Below are 10865 nucleotides of genomic sequence, written 5' to 3'. Positions count from 1 at the left end.
CCGGCACCGGCTCGCCACGCTCGACACTCGCCGCCACGGCATCCATCAAACCACTCAACTCATACCCTTGGGCCTTGAGCCAGACCTGATCGTAATAGGTGGTGGCATAGCGCTCGCCGCCATCGCACAGAATCGCCACGATCGACCCCGACTCCCCCGCCGCCGTCATCTGTTGCGCCGCCATCAGCGCGCCAATCAGGTTGGTGCCGCTTGATCCACCTACATGCCGACCCAAACGCTGCGCCAGATAGTGCATGGCCGCCAGCGACAAGGCGTCCGGCACCTTGACCATCGCATCGATCACCTTGGGCAGGAACGACGCTTCCACTCGCGGACGACCAATGCCTTCAATCCGTGATCCGCAATCCAGGCGCAAGCTGGCATCGCCGGTCTGGTAATAGTCGAAGAACACCGAACGCTCGGCATCGGCGCACAGCACGCGGGTGCAGTGCTGGCGATAGCGTACGTAACGGCCGAGCGTCGCGGTAGTGCCTCCGGTGCCGGGGCTGGAAATCAGCCAGCTCGGTTCCGGATGTTGCTCGAAGCGCATCTGCTGGAAGATCGATTCGGCGATGTTGTTGTTCGCCCGCCAGTCGGTGGCGCGTTCGGCGTAGGTGAACTGGTCGATGAAGTGCCCGTCATGCTCGCGAGCCAGGCGTTCGGACTCGGCGTAGATCTGCGTCGGATCGTCCACCAGATGGCTCTTGCCACCGTAGAAAGCGATCTGCGCGATCTTTTCCTTGGACGTGCTTGCGGGCATCACTGCAATGAACGGCAACCCCAGCATCCGGGCGAAGTACGCCTCGGAAATCGCTGTCGAACCGCTGGAGGCTTCGATCACCGGCGCACCCGGCTTGAGCCAGCCGTTACACAGGGCGTAGAGAAACAACGAGCGCGCCAGCCGATGTTTCAGGCTACCGGTGGGATGGCTCGACTCATCCTTGAAATACAACTCGATGCCCGGCAACCCCGGCAGCGGCAAGGGGATCAGGTGGGTATCGGCGCTGCGCTGGAAGTCAGCTTCGATGATCCGGATGGCTTCGCGGGCCCACTGTCGGTTGTCGCTCATGATGGTTTTCTCGTTGAATCAGGCAAAGAGTTGGCCTTGTCGCAAGGCTCAGCCCACAAGCTTAGGAAAGAACCTACATCATGCACAGATACAGCTGAGGTCCAATACGTCCGGCAACTGCTAGGCTCAGGCCTTTGCTGACTGCCCACGTTGTAACGGTATATAACAAAAAAGAATATAACTTTTGTTTTAACAACTAACGGTACGGGTTAGGGTGTGCCACCTTTTGAATTCATCAATGGAGAGCGACCTTGCCTCTGCGTAGCACGTTCACGCGTTTCTTTCAGTTGGAAGCTGCCAGCGGTCTGTTATTGATCGCCGCGGCCGCTCTCGCCCTGATCATCAACAATTCATCACTGTCGTGGCTCTATAGCGGGCTGCTGGACACCCCCGTGGTGGCTCAGATCGGCGCGCTGAAAATCGCCAAGCCGCTGCTGCTGTGGATCAACGACGGCTTGATGGCCCTGTTCTTCTTGCTGATTGGCCTGGAAGTGAAACGCGAAGTCCTCGACGGTCAACTGTCGAAACCGTCGCAAATCGTCCTGCCCGGCGCGGCGGCGATTGGCGGCATGGTGGTGCCGGCGCTGATCTACTGGTTCCTCAACCGCGACAACCCGTCAGCCCTGAGTGGCTGGGCCATTCCGACCGCCACCGACATCGCCTTCGCCCTCGGCGTACTGGCCCTGTTGGGCAAACGCGTGCCGGTGTCGCTGAAACTGTTCCTCATGACCCTGGCGATCATCGACGACCTGGGCGCGATCATCATCATTGCGATCTTCTATTCCGGCGCACTGTCGACCTTGTCCCTGGCATTGGCCGCAGCCTGTATCGCGGCCTTGATCGGAATGAACCGACTCGGTGTGGTCAAGCTCGGGCCGTACATGATCATCGGGCTGATCCTCTGGGTCTGCGTGCTCAAGAGCGGTGTGCATGCCACGCTGGCCGGCGTGACCCTGGCCTTCTGCATTCCACTGCGTACGAAAAACGCCGAGCCTTCGCCGCTGCTGACCCTGGAACATGCCCTGCATCCGTGGGTGGCCTACGGCATCCTGCCGCTGTTTGCCTTCGCCAACGCCGGCCTGTCACTGAGCGGCGTGACCACCGAAAGCTTCACCCACGACGTGCCGATGGGCATCGCCGTCGGCCTGCTGCTGGGCAAGACCGTCGGCGTGTTCGGCCTGACCTGGCTGGCGGTAAAAATCGGCATCGCCGCCCTGCCCCAAGGCGCCAACTGGGGCCAGGTGCTGGGTGTGGCGATCCTCTGCGGCATCGGTTTCACCATGAGCCTGTTCGTCGGTTCCCTGGCCTTCGTGCCCGGCACCAGTGAATACGCCGGGATGGATCGGATGGGGATTCTGACCGGCTCGATACTTGCGGCATTGCTCGGTTATGCGGTGACGGCGGCAGCGAGTCGCAAGAGCGCCGCACTGCCTTCCTGAACTCTAGAGAACACTCTTAGCGACATTCAGGATTCGTCCTACAGCCACGATTAGCCACGTTCGTTAACGTCGTGCAGCCCCTCTTTCAGGGGTTGCCGATGGACGAGCGAAGGACAATCAGTGGCTGGCCACAAGGACATCCCCCGGGTGAAAAACCCACCGTCAGGCGACGGGCATCACGTCACCCATCGTTACATGACGGCCACCGAACTGGCCGAGCGCGATGCCAGGCAAAATGCCTACGACGCCATGCTCGCCCGGCAGCAGGCCTTCGAAGACAGCCTTCAAGTCGCTGCGAAAAAGGGCAATGTTGTCCGCGCGGGCTGCGTATTCGCCAAGTCCTGCAAACTGCCCGATGCAATCATCGACTACACCAATCCCTCTGGCGTTGTTCCGACTGACAGTCTGAAAGACTACGGCGAACTGGTTCTGCTCGGTGCTCGCGAGGCCGATGAAAGCGGTGTCGTGCCGCTCAAGAAAATCAGTGGCACTGCGATTCCGGCGGGTTTCGGCAGCTTTGCGCTAGCCGGCTCAGCGTTCACCGCACTGCCCGCCGTCGCCGCCAGCACCGCCACGGCTACCTTGGCAGGCCTGGTGGCCCTGGTCATACCGTCGAGCCTTGGCGACAGCTCGCTCTACACCGAAGACCAACTGCGCGCCCTTAAACAGGCCCGCACTCGCGTACGCCTCAGAGTCGAGCAACAGGCTGACGGCAGTCTCAAGGGATACGGTTTCTACACCGGTAAAAACCGTGACTGGGAGATGGTCGATGTCGTGCAATTCACCTTGCGCGGCAGTCAGCAGGTGGCTGATCTTGGGGACGGTATAGAGCTGATCTGGACACCGGCCGAGGACGGTTCAAACATCCTCGGCATCCCCGCCCTGGAAGCCGCACCGCAAGCGCCGCATATTTGGGTTTACCCACCGACGAAGGCGGCTGACAGCATCATCGTGAATCCGGTGTATCCGCCTGAGTACAAGGATTTCATTCTTGTGTTTCCGGCGGATTCGGGGGTGTTGCCGGTTTATATTGTGGTGAGTGTTGCAGGAAGACGGGTCCCTAACCCCGATCACGACTATCACTCTGCACCTGAAACAGAGGAAATCACTGGTTTCTTGGGCTTGAAAGAAGCAAAGAAGAAAACCCCACGACAAGGGGGTGGTGGACTTCGGGAGCGCTGGATTGATGCCAAAGGTCGAACAATTTATGAATGGGACTCTTTGCATGGAGAGCTGGAAGCTTATCGGGCAAGCGATGGAAGTCATCTAGGCTCGTTCGACCACCTAACAGGCAAACAAATAGACCCGCCTAAAAAAAACCGCAGCATTAAAAAGTATTTGTGAGGGCAAGATGGGACTGAAGGTCAGATTGGACTGGTATGACAAAGAAACGGAAATAGCAGCCGGCAAAGAATACTCCGCTGATCTTGGTGATGACGGTTCAGTAATCAATGCATTAGGCCTGATGGCGGAAAGCGAGATCTACGACGGTGGATTTGACGTTTTATCGGCGTGGGTACCCAAGCTTCAGCCTCTGTTCAAGCATAAGATCAATATTGCTGCTTTTGATTACCAAGTTGCATTTCGATATCGGCAAGTATGGTAATTCCCCCAAAAACACAAAACCCCGACCAGCGCACCTGATCGGGGTTTTCTTTTACCCTTCGCTCCGATTAGTGCGCAACGCGGCTGGTGCCATCAACCGTGGCAATCCGCACCCGCTCACCCACGCGGAACACTTCGTTTGGCTGAACTTCCTGCACGTAGGCGCGCATGCTGCCATCGTCTTCGCGCACGGTGATCTCAACACCTTGCGTACGGGTCAGGCCTTCTTCGGCGGCCGAGCCTATCAGGCCGCCGGCGACAGCGCCGATGACCGCTGCGACGATGCTGCCGCGACCGCCGCCAATGGCGCTACCGCCGACACCACCCACGGCTGCGCCCGCAACGCTGCCGATCGGGGTTTTGGTGCCTTCGATTTTCACCGGACGCAGCGCTTCGATAGTGCCCATGCGAATCGTCTGCACACGACGCGCTTCGTCACGGGAGTAGGAGTCACCGGTCAGGCTCGATTGGCAGCCAGTGAGCAACATCGCCATCGTGGAAAAAGAAGCAACCAGTAGAACAGACTTACGCATAGCATCAAACTCCATAGGACAGGTATCCATTAAACTCCGCAGCTTGACGCCTGTCACGGCATTGCCCGGATAAAATTGGTTTCATTCAGGCCCGATACAGGCGCTTTATCGAACTCGGCATACAGTAGCGCCAAATTACAAAATCTGCGCCACTGACCCAAGGATTTTCATGGATTACTTCATCATTGTCGTCACGACCGTCGCCGGCTTGTACTTCCATTGGTGGCTGTACGTGCGGATCAAACGCTGGATGGACCGCGATCTGGCGTTGTCACTGGCGGGTAAAGACGAACAGAAACGGGCCTTCATGCTCCAGCAACTGGCGAACGCTCAAACGCAGAAGATCAAGCGGCGGGACCTGCCTCAGTGGCTGGCGGCCGCTGCGGCAGGGTATTCCGATCGGTAGGCTATTTACGGTGCCAGGCGTTCACGAACCCAGTCGGTGCCTTGCAAGCGGTAGTTGAGGCGATCGTGCAGACGGCTCGGACGGCCCTGCCAGAACTCGATGCGCTCGGGTAGCAAACGATAACCGCCCCAGTGTTCGGGGCAATGAGGCTGAGTATCGCTGAAACGTTGCTCGGTATTCTTGAGCAGCGCTTCCAGTTCGCCGCGATCGGCGATCACCCGGCTCTGGGGCGAGGCCCAGGCACCGAGACGGCTGCCCAGAGGACGAACCTGATAATAAGCGTCGGACTCTTCAGGCGTGACCTTCACCACCCGCCCTTCGATGCGTACCTGACGCTCCAGGGCTGGCCAGAAGAACGTCATGGCCGCAAATGGATTGGCTGCCAGTTGCTGCCCCTTGTCGCTTTCGTAGTTGGTGAAGAAGGTGAAGCCCTGCTCGTCCAACCCCTTGAGCAGCAGGATGCGGCAATGCGGCCGCCCCTGCTGATCGACGGTGGCCAGCGTCATGGCATTCGCCTCCACCGGCACCTGCTCGGTTTTCACCGCGTCGGCAAACCACTGATGAAACAGCGCGAACGGCTCGGCCGGGGCTTGCGCCTCGGTCAGGCCATCTCGGGTGTAGTCGCGACGCATATCTGCCAAGGGCCGGGTCATGGCGCATTCCTTTTGGTTAACGAATCACTTCTTTGTGTCATCGGCGACAGCGACTTTCTTGGTGTCGACAGCGGCTTTGGCCGGCGCAGTCTTTTTCACCACGGCTTTTTTGGCTGGAGCCTTGGCAGCCGCTTTCTTGGCCGGAGCCTTTTTCGTCGCCGGCACAGCCGCTTTCTTCGCAGCAGGCGCCGGGGTCACAGGCTTGGCCACTGGCTTGATGTCTTGCGCAGCGACCATGGTTTTCACTGGTGCAGGAGCCGGCATGTTGTACTTGCTCAGCAACGCGACCATGGTGTTTGCCGGCGTCACCAACAGCTCGACGCGACGGTTCAAGGCACGACCTTCAGAACTGTCGTTGGCGGCGCGCGGAGCCTCACCACCCATGCCACGCAGCATCAGGCGATCACGCTGCAGACCGCTGAGACGGAAGATCGCCGCCACCGACTGGGCGCGCTCCTGGCTCAGCTTCACGTTGGCCGGAGCGGCGCCCGACGTATCACTGTGACCGAGTACCAGCACGGCTGTCTTTGGATCGACTTCGAGGATTTTCGCGACACGGGTGAACGGGCCGAGGGTCACCGGCAGCAGCATGGCCGGACGGTCAGGGTTGAACGAGCCTTCTACCGGCGCAGTGACGACCAGCACGTTTTCACGGCGCTCGAGTTTCAGATTGCTGTCCTTGATCGCCTCGCGCAGACGCGGTTCGTAGTCGTCGAGCCAGGCCTGGGTGACTTTCGGGTCGGGCATCGGCACGGCCTTGGCGGTGCTTTGCTCCTTGCCGCCGAACGGCCACCACCAGTTGCCACCGGCATCGGCTTCAGCCTTGGCTGCAACGGCCGGCTTGGCTTCAGGTTTAACGTCTGGTTTCACGTCCGGTTTGGCCACTTTGTCGGCAGCATCATCGGAACCGAACGGCCAGTACCAAGGGGATGCACTGTCAGCCTTGGCGACGGGGGCTGTTGCAGCAGGTTTCAGCGGGGCCGGGGCCGGTTCTTTGGTCGCAACCTTGTCGGATGAACCGAACGGCCACCAGCTGCCGCCGTCTGCGTCATTTTGTGGGGTTTGTGCGCAACCGGTGATAGCGAAGCACAGGGCCAGGGCGAGAGTTTTATTGGATGACATTGGATATCCACAAAATGAAGTAATGAAGAATCAGACCGGGTTAGCCCGGATAAACAGCGCTTTGAAACCACAAAGGCTTTCGGGTTCCGGCCCTGGCCCCCTTAAGCGTGATTTACAGACAAGTGGCCAGTACTCGCACAAGCTTTTGCGCTCGTGGATCCATCAAGACGTACGGCCCCAGGGTATTTGTCACAAAGCCGAAGGCCACATCGTATTCCGGGTCAGCAAAACCGATGGAACCGCCAGCGCCCGGGTGACCGAACGCCCGTGGGCCGAGGCCATAGGTGGCGTTGGGTACGTCCGGTTGATCGAGCATGCAACCCAGGCCGAAGCGGGTCCGGGTCAGTAAAGTCTTGTCTTCGCCGACGCTGTGCTCGCGGGTCAGCTCGTCGAGCATTTCGCTTTCCAGCAGGCTGCCGTCGAGCAAACCGGCGTAGAACCCGGCCAGGCTGCGGGCATTGCCGTGGCCATTGGCGGCCGGCTGCTGCATGCGCCGCCATTCCGGTTTGTTGGTGCTAGTCATTATAGACGGCGGGTTGGTGAAGGCCCGCGTGCTCATGGCCGTAGGCTCGCGCATCGTCACTTGCAGCAAGCGCTGGGCTGCGGCATCGCCGAGGTTGCCTTTGCTGCGGGCAATGTGCGCCACGCGATGGAACTCTTTGTCGGCGAGGCCGACGTGGAAGTCCAGCCCCAAAGGCTTCGCGACCCGCGCCACAATGGACTCGCCCGGCCCACGACCGTCGGCGCGACGCAGCAACTCACCGACCAGCCAGCCATAGGTGATCGCCGCATAACCGTGACCTTGACCCGGCGTCCACCATGGTGCTTCGGCGGCCAGGGCATCGACCATGGTCTGCCAGTCGTAAAGTGCTTCTGGCGCCAGCAATTCGCGCAGGGCCGGCAGGCCGGCCTGATGGCAGAGCAAGTGGCGCAGGGTCACGGACTCTTTGCCGGCGGCAGCGAACTCGGGCCAGTAGCGAGCGACTGGAGCATCCAGTTGCAGCTTGCCTTCGGCCACCAGTTGCAGCGCGGTCACGGCGGTGAAGGTCTTGGTGCAGGAAAACAGGTTGGCAATGGTGTCGCTGTGCCAGGCTTCGGTGCCGTCCTTGTCGGCGGTCCCCCCCCAGAGGTCGAGAACGGTTTCCCCGCCAATGCGGATGCACAACGCCGCGCCACGCTCCTGAGGATCGTCGAACAGCGCTGCAAAAGCTTCGCGCACCGCTTCGAACTTAAGCTCGTAATGACCCTGAATCTGCACCCACAACTCTCCCGGATAAACGCTCTATAAAGTGGCCCGCATTGTTCCAGCCCTTGAGGGATTTGGGAACAGGGTCGGGCCGGGCGGTCGCCCATGGAATTAATCAGGAGCCTCTGTGGCGAGGGAGCTTGCTCCCGTTGGGGCGCGGAGCGACCCCCTATTCCCAGAATGGGACTGCTGCGCAGTCCAACGGGAGCAAGCTCCCTCGCCACAGGGGATCTCAGTGCTTAATGACCATTGCCCGAATGCCCACCCGCATGGCCGGTACCGTGCTCCGCACCTTTGCCAGCAGCGCCTTGCTTGCCGCCCTCGCCTTCATGGTTCCCGGTGGCTTTTTCCGCCTCGGCCCTGGCCTTCTCGGCCTCTTTGCCGAGTTGATCGACAGTCTGCACATTGCTTTTGCGCACCGTGTCGACAAAGCCCTGGAACGGCAGGTCAGTAATACCCACCAGCCCGAAGTGACCGTTCTCGCCGTCCAGCAGGCGACCCGTCACCGGTTGATCGAGGTACTGGAACCAATGCACCCCGACAATCGACGGTTCGCTCATCGCCTGTTTGAGGAAATTGGCGTAGGCCGGGCCGCGGTCTTCTTCTTTCGCCAGTTGTGTCACGCCACCCCAGAACGGGCCGCGATCCGCCGATCCGAAGTTGAATTCGGTGATCAGTACCGGCTTGTCCAGGCTGCGCAGTCTGGCGAAGTCGTAACCGTCCTGGGGTTGCAGGGTGTACATATTGAAGCTCAGCACGTCGCAGTATTGCGCGCAGGACTCAACGGCTTCAGGGGTGCTGACGGCAAAACGGCCGCCCAGTAACAACTGGTTCGGCGCATGCCACTTGAGCGAGTCAGAGACGGTTTTGAAGTACGTGTCTGCGAACACTTTCTGGAAGTATTTGAAGTCGGCTTCGATTTCCGGGTACTCGGCGCTCGGCTGCGGCGGCACGAAGCCCGGGTCTTCCATCAATTCCCAGGCCGGCAGATCAATACCCCATGCCTTGGAAAGGCCCGCCTGGTTGCGGTACTTGTCACGCAGTTGTTTGAGGAAGGCACGTTTGGCCGGCACATCGGTGGTCATTTTCAAGGTGCCGTAGGCCAGCGCGTAACGGGCCTTCGGGTCATCGCCGGGACCGGCCCAGGCCAGTTCGTTGTCAGCGAAGTAACCGATCAGCCAAGGATCGTCGCGATGGTCGCGGGCGGCGATGGCCACGGCGCGTTCGGTGGCCATGGCGAAACGCGGATCGAACGGATCAGGCATGCCGCCCCACCAATCGGTGCCGGTGCTGATGCTGGCGTAATCGCCGACGATCGACAGCGGCAGGGTGTATGGCACTCGGTCAGCGTTGCCAAACACCGGTGCGCTCCAGTTGCCAATGGTATTGAAACCCCAGGCTTGCAGGCGATCGAGGGTGTGGCTGGCCCAGCGTTTTTCGTCGAAAACCACTTTGCAGGGTTCGGCGGCCGTTTGCCCGGCCGCTTTTTCGACTGACGCTTCAACGGCGCCAGCCTTGGCCGCTTCGGCAACACCAGCCACGGATTCGGTCGCCGCAGGAGCGGCTGATTGCTCGGCAGCCTTATCGGTCATCGCCTCGGCCGCATCGGCCTTGGCCGCTTCGGCGACACCGGCCTTGGTGTCGCGGCCCGATGCACAAGGCTCGCCATACAGACGCTGCAGGTTGGCGCCATAGAAATCGTACCAGCGCCCGGCATTGTAGGCTCGGCCCTGATCGGCGCCATTGCCGCCACGGTTGTCGCCTTCGCCATAGTAGCTGGCAAGGGGCTCGTCGGGTTTGGGCAGGGACTCGAACATCCACTCACGACCGGCGACGTAGGTCTGGTTTGCGCCCGGGGTCACGCTGTTGACGCCGAGGGAATAGAACGGATGCCCTTCGGGGGTCACCAGGTACCAGCGGCCATCACGCTTTTCGGTGCGGAAAAAGCCGCTGGCCTTGAACGCAGGGCCTTTGGTCCAGCCGCCGAACTTGTCCAGGGACTGCTTCTCACGCTCGGCCAGCCAGCTTTTCAGTTGTTGCTGTTCTTTGGCCGCAGCGGATTTCAGTTGCTCGTCGCTGCTGACCTTCTCCGGCCATTTGGCCCGGGTCGATTGGCCGTAGGCGTCCACCAGACCGCCATAAGCGGCCTTGGTGACAGCCTCGCCATCCTGCACGCCGAAGCGCTCGAGCAGGATGCTTTGGGCGACTTTGGGCTGATCCATCGACAAGGTGACTGACACCACTTGGCTGCGATCCAGCTCTCCGGTGCTGTCGGCCAGCAATACACGCTGCCCCTCGAAGGTCATTGGCATCGGCGGACCGGCTTTCATACCCTGGCTCAACGGTGTACTCGGCTGCAGTGGTACCAGCAGGGTTTGCGCCGGGCCGGCCGGCAGATCGACACGGCTGACCAGGGTCTTGCCGTCGTTGCTCTGGATTTTCACGTACAGGGTCACGGCCCAGTTCATCGCGCTCTGGATCCGCAGGCTCATGACACCCGACTGCGACCAGTCCCAGGCACCGGTCTGCGGCGTAAGACGCAACGTCGGCTGGGCGACCGGGTTGAAGGTCACGCGGCGCAGCACTTCGCCTTCGGCCGTTTGCTCCGCGTTGGATTGCGGCAGGCTGGCGTCCTGGGTCGCCACCTGAACCACATCGGCGGGACGCACAAAGTTGAACAGCGTCTGCTGGCCGGCAGGGGCCGCCAGCAAAGGGGCTGCGAACATCAAGGCAAAAACGGCGGGCAACGAGCGGCGAATCATAGGAACGTGGATCTCCCAAGCGACCATCAA

General features: G+C 60.7%; 10 protein-coding genes. 4 read left to right on the top strand and 6 right to left on the bottom strand.

Annotated elements, in window-relative coordinates:
• Positions 1–1072, bottom strand: a 1072-nt coding sequence (locus PMI36_RS12320) for a PLP-dependent cysteine synthase family protein (RefSeq protein WP_177319491.1), incomplete at its 3' end; no start/stop codon positions are given.
• Between the two features lie 248 nt (positions 1073–1320).
• Between PMI36_RS12320 and nhaA the strand changes: the two genes are divergently transcribed.
• The 3 genes from nhaA (at position 1321) to PMI36_RS12335 (ending at position 4114) form a co-directional block, all read left to right on the top strand.
• On the top strand, positions 1321–2508 hold the full coding sequence (gene nhaA, locus PMI36_RS12325) for a Na+/H+ antiporter NhaA (RefSeq protein WP_008072804.1): 1188 nt from the start codon (positions 1321–1323) through the stop codon (positions 2506–2508).
• Between the two features lie 120 nt (positions 2509–2628).
• Complete coding sequence (locus PMI36_RS12330) at positions 2629–3852, top strand: colicin E3/pyocin S6 family cytotoxin (RefSeq protein WP_008072802.1); 1224 nt, start codon at positions 2629–2631, stop codon at positions 3850–3852.
• A gap of 7 nt (positions 3853–3859) precedes the next feature.
• Positions 3860–4114 carry a colicin E3-like toxin immunity protein gene (locus tag PMI36_RS12335; protein WP_008072799.1) on the top strand — a complete coding sequence of 85 codons (255 nt, stop codon included), beginning with the start codon at positions 3860–3862 and terminating at the stop codon, positions 4112–4114.
• Between the two features lie 67 nt (positions 4115–4181).
• Here PMI36_RS12335 and PMI36_RS12340 read toward each other — a convergent pair whose 3' ends face one another.
• The gene (locus tag PMI36_RS12340; RefSeq protein WP_008072797.1) at positions 4182–4646 is read right to left on the bottom strand and encodes a glycine zipper 2TM domain-containing protein; all 465 of its coding nucleotides are present in this window, start codon (positions 4644–4646) and stop codon (positions 4182–4184) included.
• A gap of 169 nt (positions 4647–4815) precedes the next feature.
• On the opposite strand from PMI36_RS12340, the gene PMI36_RS12345 reads away from it, so the two are divergent.
• Positions 4816–5052 carry a hypothetical protein gene (locus PMI36_RS12345; RefSeq protein WP_008072790.1) on the top strand — a complete coding sequence of 79 codons (237 nt, stop codon included), beginning with the start codon at positions 4816–4818 and terminating at the stop codon, positions 5050–5052.
• A 5-nt stretch (positions 5053–5057) separates the two neighbouring features.
• Here PMI36_RS12345 and pdxH read toward each other — a convergent pair whose 3' ends face one another.
• From pdxH to PMI36_RS12365, 4 genes are all read right to left on the bottom strand, one after another.
• The gene (pdxH, locus tag PMI36_RS12350; protein WP_008072789.1) at positions 5058–5705 is read right to left on the bottom strand and encodes a pyridoxamine 5'-phosphate oxidase; all 648 of its coding nucleotides are present in this window, start codon (positions 5703–5705) and stop codon (positions 5058–5060) included.
• 24 nt (positions 5706–5729) lie between these two features.
• Positions 5730–6827, bottom strand: coding sequence for an OmpA family protein (locus tag PMI36_RS12355; RefSeq protein WP_008072778.1), 1098 nt, complete (start codon positions 6825–6827; stop codon positions 5730–5732).
• Positions 6828–6939: 112 nt separating this feature from the next.
• The gene (locus PMI36_RS12360) at positions 6940–8085 is read right to left on the bottom strand and encodes an EstA family serine hydrolase (protein ID WP_008072776.1); all 1146 of its coding nucleotides are present in this window, start codon (positions 8083–8085) and stop codon (positions 6940–6942) included.
• A gap of 227 nt (positions 8086–8312) precedes the next feature.
• Entirely contained in the window at positions 8313–10835 is a 2523-nt protein-coding gene (locus PMI36_RS12365) for a beta-galactosidase (protein WP_008072775.1), read from the bottom strand.
• Positions 10836–10865: the final 30 nt, after the last annotated feature.

The sequence above is a fragment of the Pseudomonas sp. GM79 genome (assembly GCF_000282495.1).
Classification (GTDB): Bacteria; Pseudomonadota; Gammaproteobacteria; order Pseudomonadales; family Pseudomonadaceae; genus Aquipseudomonas.
The sequence above is the reverse complement of the archived record's forward strand: the minus strand, read 5'-3'. Positions and strand labels throughout refer to the sequence as shown.